Source organism: Mesorhizobium sp. SEMIA396 (genome assembly GCF_024518615.1).
In the GTDB taxonomy this organism is placed as follows: Bacteria; Pseudomonadota; Alphaproteobacteria; order Rhizobiales; family Rhizobiaceae; genus Mesorhizobium.
The window spans coordinates 408,039-426,179 of sequence record NZ_JANIFC010000002.1 but is presented as its reverse complement, the minus strand read 5'-3'; the positions used below and the strand labels follow the sequence as shown (position 1 = coordinate 426,179).

At 62.7% G+C, this 18,141-nt stretch carries 20 protein-coding genes; 9 read left to right on the top strand and 11 right to left on the bottom strand.

The annotated features are described in order from the left end of the window. Positions 1–16 precede the first annotated feature (16 nt). The 8 genes from NP503_RS06935 to cysS form a co-directional block, all read right to left on the bottom strand. Positions 17–703: a glutathione S-transferase family protein gene (locus tag NP503_RS06935; protein WP_127271665.1), complete on the bottom strand. Its 687-nt coding sequence runs from the start codon at positions 701–703 to the stop codon at positions 17–19. A 9-nt stretch (positions 704–712) separates the two neighbouring features. Beyond that, on the bottom strand, positions 713–1,642 hold the full coding sequence (gene rarD / locus NP503_RS06930; protein ID WP_127271670.1) for an EamA family transporter RarD: 930 nt from the start codon (positions 1,640–1,642) through the stop codon (positions 713–715). A gap of 83 nt (positions 1,643–1,725) precedes the next feature. Beyond that, positions 1,726–3,348, bottom strand: coding sequence for a citramalate synthase (cimA, locus tag NP503_RS06925; RefSeq protein WP_206517190.1), 1,623 nt, complete (start codon positions 3,346–3,348; stop codon positions 1,726–1,728). Continuing rightward, positions 3,345–4,301, bottom strand: a complete 957-nt coding sequence (gene pip, locus NP503_RS06920) for a prolyl aminopeptidase (protein WP_127268544.1) — start codon at positions 4,299–4,301, stop codon at positions 3,345–3,347. Before pip ends, cimA begins: the two co-directional genes overlap by 4 nt. Then, complete coding sequence (locus NP503_RS06915) at positions 4,298–4,774, bottom strand: GFA family protein (RefSeq protein ID WP_027038010.1); 477 nt, start codon at positions 4,772–4,774, stop codon at positions 4,298–4,300. Before NP503_RS06915 ends, pip begins: the two co-directional genes overlap by 4 nt. Further along, positions 4,771–5,262, bottom strand: coding sequence for a GFA family protein (locus NP503_RS06910; RefSeq protein WP_127268543.1), 492 nt, complete (start codon positions 5,260–5,262; stop codon positions 4,771–4,773). The genes NP503_RS06915 and NP503_RS06910 overlap by 4 nt, the downstream gene beginning before the upstream one ends. A gap of 6 nt (positions 5,263–5,268) precedes the next feature. Continuing rightward, the gene (locus NP503_RS06905; protein WP_127268542.1) at positions 5,269–5,655 is read right to left on the bottom strand and encodes a VOC family protein; all 387 of its coding nucleotides are present in this window, start codon (positions 5,653–5,655) and stop codon (positions 5,269–5,271) included. After that, a complete protein-coding gene (gene cysS / locus NP503_RS06900; RefSeq protein ID WP_127268541.1) occupies positions 5,652–7,088 on the bottom strand; it encodes a cysteine--tRNA ligase in 1,437 nt (478 codons plus the stop codon). The genes NP503_RS06905 and cysS overlap by 4 nt, the downstream gene beginning before the upstream one ends. A 391-nt stretch (positions 7,089–7,479) precedes the next feature. Here cysS and NP503_RS06895 point away from each other — a divergent pair, with 391 nt between their 5' ends. Further along, a complete protein-coding gene (locus NP503_RS06895) occupies positions 7,480–7,635 on the top strand; it encodes a hypothetical protein (protein WP_081738801.1) in 156 nt (51 codons plus the stop codon). Positions 7,636–7,707: 72 nt separating this feature from the next. Here the strand turns inward: NP503_RS06895 and NP503_RS06890 are convergent, their stop codons facing one another. Beyond that, positions 7,708–8,469 (bottom strand): SOS response-associated peptidase, encoded by a 762-nt coding sequence (locus NP503_RS06890; protein WP_127268540.1) that lies wholly within the window; start codon positions 8,467–8,469, stop codon positions 7,708–7,710. A 129-nt stretch (positions 8,470–8,598) separates the two neighbouring features. On the opposite strand from NP503_RS06890, the gene NP503_RS06885 reads away from it, so the two are divergent. The 4 genes from NP503_RS06885 to NP503_RS06870 all read left to right on the top strand — a co-directional run bounded on the left by NP503_RS06885 (position 8,599) and on the right by NP503_RS06870 (position 10,967). Next, positions 8,599–9,033 (top strand): NUDIX hydrolase, encoded by a 435-nt coding sequence (locus NP503_RS06885; protein WP_127271672.1) that lies wholly within the window; start codon positions 8,599–8,601, stop codon positions 9,031–9,033. A gap of 83 nt (positions 9,034–9,116) precedes the next feature. Beyond that, positions 9,117–9,494: a TIGR02301 family protein gene (locus tag NP503_RS06880; RefSeq protein ID WP_127270900.1), complete on the top strand. Its 378-nt coding sequence runs from the start codon at positions 9,117–9,119 to the stop codon at positions 9,492–9,494. Between the two features lie 356 nt (positions 9,495–9,850). Then, on the top strand, positions 9,851–10,108 hold the full coding sequence (locus NP503_RS06875; RefSeq protein ID WP_008874920.1) for a hypothetical protein: 258 nt from the start codon (positions 9,851–9,853) through the stop codon (positions 10,106–10,108). A gap of 70 nt (positions 10,109–10,178) precedes the next feature. Next, complete coding sequence (locus tag NP503_RS06870; protein WP_164748946.1) at positions 10,179–10,967, top strand: hypothetical protein; 789 nt, start codon at positions 10,179–10,181, stop codon at positions 10,965–10,967. 35 nt (positions 10,968–11,002) lie between these two features. On the opposite strand, the gene NP503_RS06865 is transcribed toward NP503_RS06870, so the two are convergent. After that, positions 11,003–12,334: a dihydroorotase gene (locus tag NP503_RS06865; protein WP_164748947.1), complete on the bottom strand. Its 1,332-nt coding sequence runs from the start codon at positions 12,332–12,334 to the stop codon at positions 11,003–11,005. A gap of 75 nt (positions 12,335–12,409) precedes the next feature. On the opposite strand from NP503_RS06865, the gene NP503_RS06860 reads away from it, so the two are divergent. The 3 genes from NP503_RS06860 (at position 12,410) to NP503_RS06850 (ending at position 16,211) form a co-directional block, all read left to right on the top strand. After that, positions 12,410–13,270, top strand: coding sequence for a folate-binding protein YgfZ (locus NP503_RS06860; RefSeq protein ID WP_127271671.1), 861 nt, complete (start codon positions 12,410–12,412; stop codon positions 13,268–13,270). Further along, positions 13,270–13,905 carry an HD family hydrolase gene (locus NP503_RS06855; protein ID WP_127271677.1) on the top strand — a complete coding sequence of 212 codons (636 nt, stop codon included), beginning with the start codon at positions 13,270–13,272 and terminating at the stop codon, positions 13,903–13,905. The genes NP503_RS06860 and NP503_RS06855 overlap by 1 nt, the downstream gene beginning before the upstream one ends. Positions 13,906–14,069: 164 nt before the next feature. Beyond that, positions 14,070–16,211 (top strand): bifunctional diguanylate cyclase/phosphodiesterase, encoded by a 2,142-nt coding sequence (locus tag NP503_RS06850; protein WP_127268530.1) that lies wholly within the window; start codon positions 14,070–14,072, stop codon positions 16,209–16,211. 12 nt (positions 16,212–16,223) lie between these two features. Here the strand turns inward: NP503_RS06850 and NP503_RS06845 are convergent, their stop codons facing one another. Then, positions 16,224–17,114 carry a fatty acid desaturase family protein gene (locus tag NP503_RS06845; RefSeq protein ID WP_127268531.1) on the bottom strand — a complete coding sequence of 297 codons (891 nt, stop codon included), beginning with the start codon at positions 17,112–17,114 and terminating at the stop codon, positions 16,224–16,226. Between the two features lie 111 nt (positions 17,115–17,225). On the opposite strand from NP503_RS06845, the gene NP503_RS06840 reads away from it, so the two are divergent. After that, positions 17,226–18,137, top strand: a complete 912-nt coding sequence (locus NP503_RS06840; protein WP_127268532.1) for a LysR substrate-binding domain-containing protein — start codon at positions 17,226–17,228, stop codon at positions 18,135–18,137. Positions 18,138–18,141: the final 4 nt, after the last annotated feature.

Sequence of the window (18,141 nt, the reverse complement as noted above, 5' to 3'; positions counted from 1 at the left end):
GCCCGCCCGGCGACTTTCACGCCGAGGCGCGAAGATCCTCGATGACGGTGCCGGCGGCGGCGGCTTCCGCTTCGTGGTCGGGCTCGCGCCAGGTCTCGGCCAAGCCAGCCGCATACCATTCGCGCATCGCCGGCAGGGCAAGCAATTGCGCTGGATAGGCTGCAGCCGCACCCTCGAAGGAGAGCCCATAGGACTGGGCGCGGAACGCCACCGGGGCAAAGAAAGCGTCGACGGCGGTAAAATGAGCGCCGGCCAGAAACGGCCCGCCGAAACGGGCAAGGCCATCGTTCCAGAGATCGCCGAGGCGAAAGATGTCCTGCTTCAGCGCATCGGACATCGGGAATGGCTTTACGCGCACGCCGCAACTCATCGGGCATGCCCCGCGCAATGCGGTGAAGCTCGAATGCATCTCGGCGGCGGCCGAGCGTGCCCAGGCGCGCGCCTTGGCCTCGACAGGCCACACGCCATGGTGGCGTTCGGCCAGATATTCGACGATGGCCAGCGAATCCCAGACCGCCCAGCCATCGTCGATCAGGCACGGCACGCGGCCGCTCGGCGAGAAGGGCCGGTACAGATCCCAACTCGATGCGGTCGGGAATGGCGTCAGCCGTTCCTCGAACGGGATGTTCAGCTCTCGCATCAACACCCAAGGCCGCAGCGACCATGAGGAATAATTTTTGTTGGCGATATGCAGCAGGTACATAGGGGATCCTTACCTTGCAGCCGGCACCGCCGGCCGGATCTCGCGGCCACGGAACATCGACCAGGAATACATCGCGAGCGCTGTCCAGATCAGGCCAAAGGCAATCGCCTGGGTGGTGCCGAAAGGCTCGTCGAAGATCAGCACGGCGATCAGAAACACAATGGTCGGCGCGATGTACTGCATGATGCCGATGGTGGACAGCCGCAGCAGCCTCGCGCCGAACGCAAACAGCAGCAGCGGGATCGATGTGACCGGACCGCAGCCGATCAGCAATGCCGTATCGGTGCCACTGCTGGATAAGATGTGGTCCTGTTCGGTCGCGATGAGATAGACGATGTAGCCAAGCGCCGGCACCGACAGCAGAAGGACTTCGAGCAAAAATCCCTGGCTCGGTCCGATCGGCAGCGTCTTGCGGAAGAAGGCGTAGGCGGCGAAGGAAAACGCCAGCGCCAGCGACACCCAGGGCAGCTTGCCGCCCTCGACGGTCAGCACGGCGACTGCGACGGCCGCCAGCACCACCGCCGCGATCTGCAGCCGGTCGAGCCGCTCGCCAAGCAGCAGCGCGCCGACGACGACGTTGACCAGTGGATTGATGTAGTAGCCGAGCGCGGTTTCGACGGTGCGGTCGACAGCGATCGCCCAGACATAGATGCCCCAGTTGACCGAGATCAGCGCCGCCGTCAGCGCGGCCATGGCGATGGTGCGCGGCGAGCGCAGTGCCGCCTTGAAATCCGCCATGCGGCCGGCCCAGATCAGAACGGCGGCGGCGATCGGCACCGACCAGACGATGCGATGGGCAATGACTTCGGCGAGCGGCAGATGAGCGACCGCCTTCATGTAGAAGGGCAGCAATCCCCACAGCAGATAGGCGCCGAGCGCCAGCAGAAAGCCGCGCCGGGCCTTGGAATCCGCGTCCAGGGTAATTGCTTCAGTGGCCATGGGCCAACGCTATGGCCCAGTCACCTTGGCAAGACCATCGCAAAGTTCTGATGGATCAATGGACTTTCGCTGATGGTTCAACCCTATTCGGCGGCCACCAGTCCGGCCATCTCGCGGTTCTTCATCAGCTTGTAGACGATGGAATCCATCAGCGCCTGGAACGAGGCGTCGATAATGTTTTCGGAAACGCCGACCGTCCACCAGCGCGCGCCGGTGCCGTCATGCGATTCGATCAGAACGCGGGTGATCGCCTCGGTGCCGCCATTGAGGATACGCACCTTGAAGTCGGCCAACTCCATGTCGGCGATCTCGCCCTGAAATTTGCCGAGGTCCTTGCGCAGCGCGATGTCGAGTGCGTTGACCGGGCCATGCCCCTCGGCCACCGACATCTTCTCCTCGCCGTCGACCACCACCTTGACGATCGCTTCGGAGACCGTCTTCAGCTGGCCGTTGGCGTCGAAGCGGCGCTCGACCATGCAGCGGAACGAGGTGACGTTGAAGAACTCCGGCAGGCCGTGCAGCATCTTGCGTGCCAGGAGCTCGAAGCTGGCATCGGCGCCCTCATAGGCGTAGCCCTCGGCCTCGCGCTCCTTGACCACTGATATCAGCGCGTCGAGCCGGTGATCGTCCTTCGGCACCTCGATGCCGCGCCGCCTCAACTCGGCGAGGAAATTGGCCTTCCCGCCCTGGTCCGAAACCATGACGCGGCGGCGGTTACCGACCGTTTCCGGGGGTACATGCTCATAGGTCGCCGGCTCCTTGGCCAGCGCGGAGGCATGGATGCCCGCCTTGGTGGCGAAAGCAGAGGCCCCGACATAGGGCGCTTGCGCTTCCGGGGCGCGGTTCAAGAGTTCGTCGAAGGCGCGGGACAACCTGGAAATGCCTGTCAGCGCCTCAGCCGAAATACCGGTGTCGAAACGATCGGCGAAGGCCGGTTTCAACGCCAGCGTAGGCACGATCGAGATCAAATTGGCGTTGCCGCAGCGCTCGCCGATGCCATTGAGTGTGCCTTGGATCTGGCGCACGCCGGCCTCGACCGCGGCAAGCGAATTGGCGACCGCCTGGCCGGTGTCGTCATGGGCATGGATGCCGAGATGATCGCCCGAAATACCTGATAAAATAACCTTCTCGACGATGGCGCGGACTTCCGATGGCTGCGTGCCGCCATTGGTGTCACACAGCACCACCCAGCGCGCGCCGGCATCATAGGCGGTCCTGGCGCAGGCCAGCGCATAATCGGGATTGGCCTTGAAGCCGTCGAAAAAATGCTCGCAGTCGACCAACGCCTCCTTGCCGGCGGCGATCGCCGCCTCGACGGAGGCCTTGATGGCGTCGAGGTTCTCCTCATTGGTGCAGCCGAGCGCGACACGGACATGGTAGTCCCAACTCTTGGCGACGAAGCAGATGGCATCCGACTTGGATTGCACGAGTGACGCAAGGCCGGGATCGTTGGAAGCCGACGCCCCAGCCCGTTTGGTCATGCCGAAGGCGACGAATTTGGCGCGCGACGTACGTTTCTCCTGGAAGAAGGCGGTGTCGGTCGGATTGGCGCCGGGATAGCCACCTTCGACATAGTCGAGGCCAAAAGCATCGAGCAGTTTCGCGATGGCGATCTTGTCCTCGACGGAAAAGTCGATGCCAGGGGTCTGCTGGCCATCGCGCAATGTGGTGTCGAAGAGATAGAGGCGCTCGCGGGTCATGGTCATTTGCCTGCAAACTTGTCCGTCGCGCGGATCAGCCGATCCAAAATCCCCGGCTCCGAATAAGCATGACCGGCGCCCTCGATCAGGTGGAAATCCGCCTTTGGCCAGGCCTTGTGCAGCGCCCAGGCATAATGCGCCGGGCACGGCATGTCGTAGCGGCCATGGACGATGGTGCCGGGAATGTCAGCCAGCTTGTGCGCGTCGCGCAGCAACTGCCCTTCCTCCAGCCAGCCGGCATGGACGAAATAGTGGTTCTCGATGCGGGCAAAGGCGATGGCATAGTCGTCCTGCCCAAATGGTCCGCTGGTCTCCGGCTCGGGCAAAAGCGTGATCGTTTCGCCTTCCCACAAGCTCCAGGCGCGGGCCGCCTCGATCTGCGCCTTGCGATCCGTGCCGACCAGCCGCTTGCGGTAGGCAGCCATCATGTCGCCGCGCTCGGCCTCCGGGATCGGCGCCAGGAAGCGCTCCCATTTGTCCGGGAACATTTCCGAGACGCCGAATTGATAGTACCATTCGAGTTCGGCTCGCGTCAGCGTGTAGATGCCGCGTACCACCAACTCACTGACGCGTTCGGGGTGCGTTTCGGCATAGGCGAGCGCCAGCGTCGACCCCCAGGAGCCTCCGAACACCAGCCATTTGTCGAAGCCGGCCATTTCGCGCAGGCGTTCGATGTCGGCGACCAGGTGCCAGGTCGTATTGGTTTCGAGCGAGGCGTTGGGCGTCGATTTTCCGCAGCCGCGCTGGTCGAACAGGATGACATCGTAGAGCTTCGGGTCGAACAGCCGCCGGTGTTTTGGGGAAATGGTGCCGCCCGGCCCGCCATGCAGGAACACCGCCGGCTTGGCGCCCCTCGTGCCCGAACGCTCCCAGTAGACCTGATGGCCGTCGCCGACATCCAGCATGCCGGAATCGAACGCCTCGATCTCGGGATAAAGCGTACGCAATTGACTGCTCATAGCTGCAAACCTTTGGTCGGCCAGTCCGCTGTTTCATGGTCTGGGTGCTGGAAGGAGATGATGGATTCCTGCCTGTTGTAATAATCAGGATCCTGGTGGACGGGCTGATCGAAGATCGTCTCCACCCAGGGCAGCCGCGCGGCGTAGTTGACCTGGATCTGCGGGGCAAGATCGGAGCGGTCGTCGAAGGCACCGATAGCGATCTCAAGTCCACCGGGCTGCCGGTAGGTCAGCGGCGTCCCGCAGCGGGCGCAGAAACCACGATCGATGTTGACCGACGACTGGAAATAGCTCGGCTCTTCATGGGTCCATTCGACGCCGTCCCTGGGCACCGTGACCAGTGCACCGAAGAACGAGCCGAACTGCTTCTGGCACATGCGGCAATGGCAGATCGATGGACGGCCGAGCGCTCCATGAATGCGGAAACGCACGGCGCCACACTGGCAGCCGCCGGTTCTTACCTGATCGGTCATGATCTTTCCTTTGGCGGCCATTGTTCGGTGTCGTGGTCCGGATGCTGATAGGAGACGAGATCCGCCAGATAAGAGGCCGACGACACGTCGGCCATCGTCTCCTCGCCCGGCAATTGCGGGATCGTATCGACATAAGGCAGCTTTGCCTCGGTGCCCCATTGGATCAGCGGCACGATCTCCGCCGGATTGTCGAACGCGCCGATGGCGAGGCCAACGCCGTCCGGCGCGGTGAAGGTCAGCGGCGTGCCGCAATCGGCGCAAAAACCGCGATCGACATGGTTGGAGGAGCGGAAGTATTTCGGCTCGCCGCGCGTCCAGTCGAGCCGGGCGCCACGCACCGAAACCAGCGGCGCATAGAACGAGCCGAACGCCTTCTGGCACATGCGGCAATGGCAGACCGAAGCGTCGCCGAGCGCGCCTTCAACGCGAAAGCGCACCGCGCCGCACTGGCAGCCGCCGGTGTAGACCGGCCGGTTGTCGAGGCTCATCACCGCTCACTCCGGGACATGGCAGACGGCCTCGACATTGTTGCCGTCGGGATCGAAGACGAAGGCGCCATAGTAGCTCGGGTGATAATGCGGCCGCAGGCCTGGCCCGCCATTGTCCTTGCCACCGGCGGCAAGGGCTGCGGCATGGAAGGCATCGACCTCGGCGCGGCTGCGCGCCGTGAAGGCGACGTGCTGGTGATCCCTGGGCTTGTCCTTGCCGGTACTCAGCCAGAACACCGGCCGGTCACGGCCATAGCCGCCGACCTTGGCACCCCCGGTATATTCCAGCGGCACCATGTAAAGCAGCGCCGCACCAAGCGGGGCCATCGCCTTGTCATAGAAAGCCTTCGAAGCGTCGAAATCGGCAACGGTGATGCCGAGATGGTCGATCATCTTTTTACCTCCCAGGTGGTGATGCGCTCGCCAGTGACCGGATCCTTGCCGTCCTTCAACTGTACACCTTGAGCCAGCAGTTCGTCGCGGATGCGGTCGGCCTCGGCCCAGTTCTTGGCGGCGATGAATGCGAGACGCTTGGCGATTGCCTTGGCGACGTGGTCTTCATCAACCGTCGCCGACGCGACATCGAAGCCGAGGAACAGCAGCGACGCCTTCAGCGCAGCCGCCGCATCGTTGCCGTCCGCTGCCTCGCCAGCCAACTGCGTCAAGACCTGGAAGGCGGCATAGGTTGCGAGATCGTCCGACAAGGCATCGATGACCTGCACGGGCAGCAGTCCTGCGGCGGCCGGCGCAAGGTCGGCCGCCCGCTTCCATTTGCGCAGCGTGTTCTCGGCCTCTTCCAGCTTGCGCACGGAAAAGTCGATCGGTTCGCGATAGTGCGTCATCAGCATTGCCAGCCGCAGCACCTCGCCCGGCCATTTGCGGCCGCCGAACGTCTCGGTCTCGAGCAGTTCGTTGATCGAATAGAAATTGCCGACGCTTTTCGACATTTTCTGACCTTCGACCTGCAGGAAGCCGTTGTGCATCCAGATGTTGGCCATCACGTCCGTGCCATGGGCGCAGCGCGACTGGGCGATCTCGTTCTCATGGTGCGGGAAGATCAGGTCGAGGCCGCCGCCATGGATGTCGAACACCTCGCCGAGATAGGCGGCCGACATTGCCGAGCATTCGATGTGCCAGCCCGGCCGACCCCTGCCCCATGGCGAGTTCCAGCCAGGCTCCTCCGGCGACGACAACTTCCACAGGACAAAATCGCCGGGATTTTTCTTGTGCGCGTCGACGGCGATGCGAGCACCGGCCTGCTGCTCGTCGAGATTGCGCTTCGACAGCTGGCCGTAGTCCGGCATCGACGCCGTATCGAACAGGACTTCGCCCGCGGCAACATAGGCATGGCCGCGTTCGATCAGGCTTTGAATCAAGGTGATCATGTCGACCTTGCCGTCGGCGCGGGGCTCGACGAATTCGGTGGCGCGCGGCTCGACCGTCGGCTCCAGGCAGCCGAGAACCGCCACGTCCCTATGGAACTGGCCGGCGGTCTTTTCGGTGACCCGCCTGATCGCCTCGTTGAGCGAAAGTGTTCCGGAAGCGATCTCGCCGCCGAAGTCGCGCAGAGCGCGCGCGTTGATCTTGTCGTCGACGTCGGTGATGTTGCGCACATAGGTGACGTGCGCCTGCCCATAGACGTGACGCAGCAAGCGGAAAAGCACGTCAAAGACGATCACCGGCCTGGCATTGCCGATATGGGCAAAGTCGTAGACGGTCGGGCCGCAGACATACATGCGCACATTGTCTGGATCGATCGGGACGAAATCCTCTTTCGTCCGCGTCAGCGTGTTGTAGAGGCGCAGGCCCTGCGATGCGTCGGACATTCGTGCCTTCCCGGTTCAGAACTCAATTTGACGAAGCCAGCCCTGCGCGAAACGCAAATCAGGCTCCAGCCTGCTGGCCGGGGCGTTTGTCCAATCTGGGGAAAGATGAGGCGAAAACGTCCGGACCAGCGCGAGGCTAGCCAATAATGCAAATGCCACAAATGGCGAAAGACGTTTTCATGGGCGGCTTTATCGCCTTGGCATGTGTTGCCGTCAAGTCGCAAGTTTCGGCAAAAACGTCGCTGGATCACAGGTAATGATGCACTGAAACATTTTATTAAACATGTCGGCACAGTCATGAAACATTCGCCGGCTAGATCAGCAGGCGTCACGATTTGGTCAGAATCGGCCATCAAACGCAGACACGAAAATGTTACCTGGGAAGAGAGACATGCCCCGAACCAAGCAGGAAGCCAACCGAGCCAAGCAGCCGGCACTGGCCAACCACTACCGCGCGATCGGCCCGGCCGCGATCGTCGCCGCCCTCCTTCACACCGCGAAGAAGAAAAAGCCGGTACAGAAGATCGTGTCGCCCCGCGCCGCCTGAAGTGGTGTGCGGCCCGGCGCCAAGGGCGCCTGGCAAATGGCGCAGACATACGTCGCTGAAGAACAGGTTCAGCTAGAACAACGTCATCTGATTGTCGTCCGCGCCGGGCTTCTGGCGCTTGACCTTTTCGGGCTCCGGCCCGATCTCGCCCCGCTCCTGAATCTCCGGTCCGGTGTTGGCGACCTTGTTGACCAGGTCGGAGACGGGAATGGCCTCGAAGAAATCGAGTTGAGCCGGCCGCAACAGATCGGCGACATCACGCGGTTCGAGCGTGCGGCAATCCAGCCAACGGGCGAAATCCCTGGGGTCGATCACCACAGGCATGCGGTCGTGGATATGCGCGATATCGGCATTGGCGTTGATGGTCAGAATGGCGCCGGTATCCATTTCCGAACCGCCCGGCTCGGCATAGGTCTCGACCAGGCCGGCAAAGGCGACCAACCCGCCATGCCTGGGCCGGATCCAGTAAGGCTGGCCTTTCTTGCCGCCGGTTTGCCGCCATTCATAAAAGCCGGAAGCCGGCACCAAGGCGCGGCGATGGCGCATGGCGGCCTTGAACGACGCCTTTTCGGTAGCCCCTTCGGAGCGCGCGTTGAACAGCAGCGGAAACTCCCTGGTATCCTTGACCCAGGTCGGGATCAGCCCCCAGCGCACCAGCATTGGCTGCCGGTCGGGCAAATTGGAGCCCGGCGCCCGCGGGGGGCCGGCGACCGCCATCAGGATCGGCTGGGTTGGTGCGATGTTGTAGCGCGCCGGGAAATCCTCCAGTTCCGCCAAGCCCAGCAAGGCGGCAGTCTGGTCCGGCGTCGCGGTCAAGGCAAAACGTCCGCACATGGTCGATTGGCGCCCTTTGAAAGGTTCGGTTCCTGAAAGTGCCGGTGCAACCGGCATTGCGCAACCGCTAAAGCTTGCCCATGCTGGGCGGTCCACAACAGACCTGCCTACACGCCTGATCGGGAACCCATGAACGAAGCGCGCAAGACACTTCCGGCAGTCTCGGTCGCCGTCGTGCGTGCAGACACCCTGCTTCTGGTCAAGCGAGCCCGGCAACCCTCGCAAGGGCTCTATGCCTTTCCGGGCGGCAAGGTCGAACCCGGCGAGACGCTGGAGGCAGCGGCAGAGCGCGAACTTCTGGAAGAAACCGGTTTGCGCGCCACAAATTATCGCCCGCTACGGGAAATCCACATTGACGGCAGGGATGACAGCCACCCGGTCGATTACCTCCTCACGGTCTTCGGCGCGGCCTATGCCGGCGGCGAGGCGGTAGCCAGCGACGACGCAGAGACGGCGGCCTTCTATACACTCAGCGAGATGGCGGCATTGCCGCTCGCCGGCTCGGTGTTCGCCGTGGCCGAGGAGTTGTTGGACCCCCGCGGAGACGACGGGCCGAAGCCCTGAAAACAGCCTTGCAGGCGACAAATTGTTTCGCCACAAAGACTTATCCTGTTTGGCAGAGCCACGCCGTTGGGTAGAGAAGGCTTATGAACCGTCCGTCCATGCTCCTCGCCGCGTGTCTTGCGGTCGTCGCGACCGTTTCGATACGGCCCGCGCTCAGCGCCGAATCGCCGTTCGAGCCTGGGTTGATGCGGCTGGCGGAGGTTCTGGGCTCGCTGCATTTCCTGCGCAATCTGTGCGGCGAGAAAGGCGACCAGTGGCGTGTCGAAATGACAAAACTGCTCGATTCGGAAAATCCGGACGCCGAGCGGCGCGCCCGCTTCATTGCCAGCTTCAATCGCGGCTACCGCTCCTTCGGCGGCACCTATACGAGGTGTACGTCCTCGGCGACCGAAGCCATCAGCCGCTACATGAAGGAAGGCGAGACGCTGTCTCGCGATATCGCCTCTCGTTACGGCAACTAGGCACTCGCTCATCAACAACTATCCGGATCATTGCCGGGCACAAGCCGATATATCGGCTTGTGCCAGGCGATTTCTTGGTGCAATCCTCATGTTGCACTTCTGCAACAGTATTAACGAAACCTTACAGCGCGAAAGCGGAATTAACTCAAACTGAAGGTTTTCGCCCCGCAGGCCGCCCCAATCGGCTAAGTTTGACTCGGACTGAACGCAGCTTCGCACAAGGCAATTGGGCTTTGTAAAAGACGATCAAAAAAATGTCGTATTTACAAATACTTAATTGTCCCTGCGTGTGAAATGAACAGATCAGGCCTGATCTACATCGACGGATCGCAGCTTGAAAGGGTGGACATTCGCTTATGGAACATGGTGTCAACGACATCGACGCGCTGGTCAGGGAAGAAAAACGCCTGACCGCCGTGGAAAGCCACAGCGAGGCCTGGGCGGAAGGTCTCTCCGCCGGGATAGAGCCCGAGATCATTGCCGAAGCAGCGCTCGAAACAGCCTTCGGCGAGATGTTGCGTGCCAATGGCGAGACCTCGGCCCTTGCCCTGCTCGACCGTATGCGTGAAAAGGTGATTGCTGGCGCCTTCGAACCTGAACGGCTGCGGCACTGAACCGACGTCCGGTTCTTTGACGGCAACATGCCGCTCGGGCGTCATGCCCGGAAGCAGGGAGAAACGGGCAGTGAGTTTTTCGATGTCAGGCAAGCCGTGTGGCTTGGTCCTTCGCATCTCCTTCGCCGCTTGCTGTGCCGCGATTCCCCTGCTTGTGTGTCTCGCGAGCAGCCCCGTGTATGCACTGAGCGAAATCAAGCGCGAAGAGCTCCCCCCGACAGTCACGCCGCCGGCCGACGACGACATGTCGCCCCCCGGAAGCGCCGTGCCGATGCCCAACCCGGTTGGAACACCGCCGCCGGCCAGCCAGCCGACTGCTCCTGCCGAAGCCGAGCCGAACAGTCCGGCGGATGGCGGCGTGACCAGACCGCGCGTCGATCCGGAAACGCCGGTGCCCGAGGTCGTCTACGATCTCGGCAAGCTGCCGGAACCGGTGCGGCGCATGCACGATCTGATCGTCGAAGCCTGCAAGGGCGGCGATATCGAAAAGCTGCGGCCGTTGATCGGCACGGGCGAGAGCATGACACAGATATCGCTGACCGACATAGACGGTGACGCCATCGCCTTCCTCAAGGGCCTCTCCGGCGACCCAGACGGTCAGGAGATTCTGGCCATCCTGGAGGAGGTGCTTAATGCCGGCTACGTCCACCTCGATGCCGGCACGCCACAAGAACTCTATGTGTGGCCGTATTTCTTCGCCCTGCCGCTGGACAAGCTGGACGCCAAGCAGCGGGTCGAGCTGTTCAAGATCGTCACCGCTGGCGATTTCAACGACATGAAGCAGTTCGGCGCTTATATTTTCTACCGTGTCGGCATCACGCCTGCCGGACAGTGGTCGTTCTTCGTCGCCGGGGATTGAGCTTTCTGCCTCTGCCCTTGCAGAGATCCGGGAGCCTAGACGGGCAATGCCTCGGAAAACTCCACCGCTTTGCCCTGGCCTGGCGTGACGATTTCCCCCTCCCACATGACACGTCGGCCTCGAATGACGGTGCCGACCGGCCAACCCGTCACTTCCCTGCCATCATAAGGCGTCCAGCCGGCTTTCGAGCCGGCCTGCGCATTGGTGATCATCTCGCGCCGCATCATGTCGACGATGGTGAAGTCGGCGTCATAGCCGGCGGCGATGCGGCCTTTCCTGGCCATGCCGAAGATCCGCTGCGGGCCATGACTGGACAGGTCGACGAAGCGCTGCAAGGTTAGCCGGCCGGCATTGACGTGGTCGAGCATGATCGGCACCAGCGTCTGCACGCCGGTCATTCCCGACGGAGAGGCCGGATACGGCTTGGCCTTCTCGGCCAGCGTGTGCGGCGCATGGTCGGAGCCGAGCACGTCGACAATGCCTTGCGCAATGCCGTGCCAGACGCCGTCGCGATGGCGGGCGGGGCGCACCGGCGGGTTCATCTGGATCAGCGTGCCAAGCCGTCCATAGTCGTCGGCGCTCAGCGTCAAATGATGCGGCGTTGCCTCGCAGGTCGCGACATCCTTGTGCTGTTCGAGGAACAAGATCTCCTCGGCCGTCGAGATGTGCAGGACATGGATGCGGGCACGCGCTTGCCTAGCGATGCGCACAAGCCGTTCGGTGCAGCGCAAGGCGGCGATTTCATCGCGCCAGACAGGGTGCGATGCCGGATCGCCCTCGATGCGCTCGCCAAGACGCTCGCGCAGCCGGAATTCGTCTTCCGAATGAAAGGCGGCACGGCGGCGCGTGTTTCTCAGGATCGAGGCGACACCTTCGTCGTCCTCGACCAGCAGGTCGCCGGTGGACGAACCCATGAATACCTTGATCCCGGCCGCGCCCGGCAACCGCTCAAGCTCGCCGACATCCCCGGCGTTTTCGCGGGTGCCGCCGACCCAGAAGGCAAAATCGCAATGCATGCGATCCGTGCCGCGCCGAACCTTGTCGGCAAGCGCTGCCTCGCTGGTGGTCAGCGGATTGGTGTTGGGCATCTCGAACACGGCGGTGACGCCGCCAAGCACGGCTGCGCGCGAACCCGTTTCCAAATCTTCCTTGTGCTCCAATCCCGGCTCACGAAAGTGCACCTGACTGTCGATGACGCCCGGCAGGATATGCAGGCCGCGGCAGTCGATCGTCTCGCCCGCCGAGGCCTGGCGGAGATCGCCGATGGCGGCGATGCGCCCGCCCTTCACGCCGATGTCGCGAGCCCCTTCGCCGTCGTGGTTGACCACGGTGCCGCCTGTCAGGATGAGGTCGTAGATCATGGCCATGCTCTCTTGCGGGGGGAGTGCCAGCGGCTTACGTAAAGGCCGACCGTTTTGCAAGATCAGGTTGCTTTTCCACCCATGCCCTTTGCCCAGCTCAAAGACCGCGCCCTCGTTTCCGTATCAGGTCCGGATGCCGAGCATTTTTTGCAGAACATCCTGACCACCGATCTCGACATCCTGGCTCCCGGCGAAGCCAAGCCCGGTGCGCTGCTGACGCCGCAAGGCAAGATCCTGTTCGATTTCCTGATCTCCCGCACCGGCGAGAATGCATTTTGGCTCGAATGCCGCGCCGACATATCGGACGATTTCATACGCCGGCTGACGCTCTACAAACTGCGCGCCAAGGTCGAGATTGCCAAATCCGATCAGGCATTTGTCATCGTCGCATGGGGACATGAATCAACACCCTCGCAATCCGATTCAACGGCGGCCGCCGACACACGCTTTCCGAAGGGTGCCGTCACGCGTTCCTATGGCGAAACAGATAAGCGCAGCGATGTCGCCGCGTGGCAAGCCTTCCGCATTGCCGGCGGCATTGCCGAAAGCGGCAGCGACTACCAACTCGGAGACGCCTTCCCCCACGACGTGCTGCTGGACGAAACCGGTGGCGTCGGCTTCAAGAAGGGCTGCTATGTCGGCCAGGAGGTCGTCTCGCGCATGCAGCATCGCGGCACCGCCAGGCGGCGCGTGCTGATTGTGTCGGCTGACGGGTCCCTGCCCGCGCCCGGCATCGAACTGACCGTCGAAGGCAGGCCGGTTGGCATGCTTGGCTCGACCGCCGGCACGATCGGTCTGGCGATTGCGCGCATCGATCGGATCAAGGCGGCGCTCGACGCCGACCTGCCGATCATGGCGGCGGACGTTCCGGTTACACTAGCCATTCCCGGCTGGGCAAAATTCGCCTTCCCGCAGGAAGCCGTCAGCGCGGAGGAGGCCTGATGGCGGCCGACCGCGTCGGCGCGCCGGCACGCGCCTGGCAGCGCATGTTGTCGGGCCGCCGGCTCGACCTGCTCGATCCCTCTCCGCTCGACATCGAGATTTCAGACATTGCGCATGGGCTCGCCCGCGTTGCCCGCTGGAACGGCCAGACCAGCGGCGAGCATGCTTTTTCGGTTGCCCAGCACTCGCTGCTGGTCGAAGCGCTGTTCCGCGACCTGGTACCCGAGGCTTCGGCCGACGCCCGGCTGGCGGCTCTTCTGCACGACGCCCCCGAATATGTCATCGGCGACATGATCTCACCGTTCAAATCGGTGATGGGCGGCAGCTACAAGGATTGTGAGTTGCGGCTGCAGCGCGCCATCCATCTGCGCTTCTCGCTGCCGCAGGAGCCAAGTGCTGCGCTGCGCAAGGAGATCAAGCGCGCCGACCAGATCGCCGCCTATTTCGAGGCAACGCTGCTCGCCGGCTTTTCGACCGCCGAGGCGACCGAGTTCTTCGGCCGTCCGCGCGGCTTCAATGCCGACCGCTTCGATTTCACGCCACGCTCGGTGACCTGGGCGCAAAATGCGTTCCTGAAGCGGTTTTCCGCGATCGAGACGTCGCGGCACCAGGTTTCGGCAACCGCAATCGGCTAAAGCGCGTCGCGCTGAAACGGATTCATGCGCCGCGCTTTAGGTCTTGTTTTATGCATGTCGTTTTCCCCAAAACCGAGGTCACTTTTGGGCGACATGCATTAAAACGCTAAATTAACCGGCGGCGGCCACAATAGCGCGTTCGATCACGGTCCGCAGGCGCGCTCATGCCCGTCGCTGATGCCAAGGATGGTTCGACCATCCCGAAACGGGAGGCCGAAGGCATGGACCGCTCCCGCCACATGGAAGACGAACTGCGCGAGCAGAACCAACGCTTTTCGGCTGCGGTCGAGAACATGTCGCACGGCCTGTGCATGTTCGACGCCGACGAGCGGATGATCATCTGCAACGGCAACTACCTGAACATCTTTTGCCTCGAAGCCAGCGTCATAAGGCCCGGCATCCGGTTCCTCGACATTCTGCGCCACAGCGTCGATATCGGCATCGCCTCGCAAACCGCCGACGAACTCTACGCCATCCGCAAGCCCTATATCGATCAGGCAAAGCCCTCGACCTATGAAGAAACACTGTCGGACGGCCGCATCGTCAGCATCTCGCACCGCCCTCTGGCTCTGGGCGGCTGGGTCTCGATCTACGAGGACATCACCGAGCAGCGCCGCGCGCAAGAGGATCTCAAGGAGCAGCACCGCCGCTTCGACGCAGCGCTTGCCAACATGTCGCAAGGCCTGCTGATGTACGGCGCCGACGGCAAGATGATCGTGCGCAACCGGCGTTTTCTTGAACTCTACAATGTCACCGCGGCAGACTTCCCGCTTGGAACGACGCACCGCGAGGCGCTCGAAAGATTGCTGGAACTCGGCATCTATACGGAGATCGACGTCGACAGCGAAGTCGCCAAGACCGAAGCCTGCCTGACGGCGGCAAAAATGCATTCGGCCTACCGGCATCTTGCCGACGGCAGGACGGTTCTGGTCACACGCCGGCCGATGAACGGCGGCGGCTGGGTAGTGACCTTCGACGACGTCACAGAACGTCGCCGCACCGAAGAGCGCATGACCCATCTTGCGCATCACGATACGCTGACGGGATTGCCCAACCGCTCGATGTTTCGCGAACGGCTCGACCTTGCGCTGGAAGCCACGGCGGTCACGCCGCTGGCAATCTTTTCGCTCGATCTCGATCGCTTCAAGGCGGTCAACGACACCTGGGGACATCCGGCCGGGGACTGGCTGTTGAAGAGCGTGGCCGAGAGGCTGCAGCGCTGCCTGCACAACGAAACCGACGTCGTCGCCCGTTTCGGCGGCGACGAATTCGTCATCATCCAGTTCAACTTCAAGGGCATTGCCAATGCAGAAAAACTCGCGAAGCGCATCGTCGAGACAATCGGAAAACCGTTCCGCGACAAGAGCCGCGAGATGCATGTCGGCATCAGCCTGGGCATCGCGGTTTTCCCCGACGACGGTGGAGATGCCGACGCGCTGCTGAGAAACGCCGATACGGCGCTTTACCGGGCGAAGAGTGAAGGGCGCAATCAGTATCGGTTCTTCGAACCCGGAATGGACGCTATGGTACAGGCACGGCGTGCGCTGGAGATCGACCTCGAGACCGCGCTGCCGCGCCAGGAATTCGACCTCGACTTCCAGCCCATCATGAACATCGCATCCGGGGAGATCGTCGGCGCCGAAGCCTTGATGCGCTGGCATTCGCCGACACGCGGCACGGTGGCGCCGGACAGCTTCATTCCGGTCGCCGAAGACACTGGATTGATCGTGCCGCTTGGCGAATGGGCGCTGAGGAAAGCCTGCACGGCGGCGGCCGACTGGCCCGCCGGCCTGCGCGTCGCGGTCAATGTCTCGGCCGTGCAACTTAAAAGCGGCAGCTTCGCCCGCAGCGTCATCTCGGCGCTGGCTTTCTCCGGCGTGCCAGCCGATCGGTTGGAGCTGGAAATCACCGAAACCGTGCTAATGGACGAAAGCGAGGCGGTGCTGAGGACGCTGCGGCAGTTGCGCGAACTCGGCATCCGCATCGCGCTGGACGATTTCGGCATCGGCTATTCCTCGCTCGGCTATCTCAGGCGTTTTCCCGTCGACAAGATCAAGATCGATCGTTCGTTCATCCACGACCTGGGCAATCGTGACGCCGCGGCGATCGTTCGCACCGTCATCGGGCTGGGCGCCGAGCTTGGCATCACTGTCACCGCCGAGGGGGTCGAGACCGAGGTGCAACTCGACATCCTGCGCGGCAATGGCTGCACAGAGGCGCAGGGCTATCTGATCGGCGTGCCGTCAACGGCGGCCGAGATCCAGCGTCTGCTGAAATCCCGAGCACTGCACAGCCAGACCGGCTGAGGCCGGCCATCGTCAACGCAGCGTGTCGATGTATTTGCCGTGGAAGCTGACATAGCCGGGCTCGACCACCTTGAGATGCCGCTCGATCAGCGCATGAAACCGCGGCAGTTGATGAAACGGCACGCCTGGATAGGCATGATGCTCGGCATGGAACGGCATGTTCCACGCCAGCCTGCGGACCAGCCAATTGGTCAGCGTGGTCCTGGTGTTCTCCAGCATGTTGGCGACGAACGGACAACGGCCGTGCTCGGCTAAGAGATAGAGGCGCAGAAACGGCTGCCCCAACAGAGCGGGCAAGATCCAGACATAGACAAGCACCGAGAGCCGGAAATAAAGGGCCAGCAGAAGGACCACGGCATAAAAGGCAATCATGGCGCGTGCCTCGCTGCGTACCTTGTCATAGCCCTTTGGCGGAACGTAGCTTTCGCGACAACCGCCCGCCGCGTTAGCATAGAGCGTCTTGAGGTGGCCCCACCATAACGGGATGCCGGATATGTGGACGAGGTATTGCCGCCATGTCTCCGGTTTCGGGAAGGCCAGTTCAGGGTCGTTCTCCGGGTCTTGCGTGTATCGATGGTGGGCAAAGTGGAAGTAGCGGAACCAGTCCGCCGGCAGTGCGATCGCCAGACTGCACACCCGCGCCACGACATCGTTCAGCCGCTGTGCCTCAAAAGCCGTGCGATGAACCGTCTCGTGCAGCAGCGTGAACAGGAAGACGATGAGGATACCTTGCGGAAGCATCAGCAGTGGCCAGAACGGCACCTTGGCGGCGATCAGCGATCCGACGACCACGATCGCGCCCCAATGAGCAGCAAGCTGAACGAGGCCCGCAACATCAGACTTGGCGGTCAGCCGGTTGCGCTCCTCCTGCGTCAACGATGAAATTACGTCACGATGATCCACGTGCTTCGATCCAGACTGGAGTTTGATGAACCCATTGTAGCCAATGAACAACCTTTCCAAAAACGACGATTTCTGCAATCTAGATAAGCAGAACTTATCTATTCGGTGAGTATGGCCGTACCTCCCTCTCTCAAAGGACTTCAAACTTTCGAGGCTGCGGCCCGTACAGGCAGCTTTGCCGCGGCAGCGGAAGAGCTTTCGGTGTCGGCCGCTGCCGTCAGCCAGCTCATCCGCACGGTCGAGGAGCAGATGGGCCGCAAGCTGTTCCACCGCGTCAACCGGCGCGTCGTCCTCACCGAGGCCGGCGTCGAGATGCTGCCCAGGCTGACCATGGCCTTCCAGGAGATCGGCAGCGTCGCGCGCCAGCTGGGCGGCGATGCGTTCCGCCCGCGCCTTGTGGTGTCGGTGCCGCCATCCATGGCCATGGGTTGGCTTTCGCAGCGTCTCGCTGGTTTTGCCTCAAGCCATGGCGCCGTCGACATATCGCTCAGAGGCGACGACGACCCGGTGCCGTTCGACCGTGAACTGATCGACATCAGGCTCTCCTATGGGCCGCATTATCGCGAGCACCCGACCGAGGACATCGTCCAGGACGCAGTCTATCCCGTGTGTGCGCCCGGGCTGGCGGACACGATCAAACCCGAAGGCCTGGCCAGTCTGCCGCTTATCCACACGGGCTGGGGACCGACTGGTGCGTCCTTTCCGTCCTGGCACAACTGGTTCGAGGCGGCCGGCATCGAGCCCGGCCGGGCAGCGCAGCGCGGCCTCTCGGCCAACTCATCGCGTGCAGCGCTCGACCTTGCGATTTCGGGATTGGGCGTGGCGCTGGCGCAAGGAATCTACTGTGCCGAGGCGCTGGAAGACGGCCGGCTTGTCAGGCCCCTCGCCCAGGCACTGGAGCTGCGCCAGCCCTATTGCCTGACGATCCCCGAGCGCAGCGCCAGGCGCGACGTCGTGGCGGCGTTTCGCCAGTGGCTGATCGACGAATGCCGACGCGCAGTGGACTCGCCGGCACTGCGTTGACGTA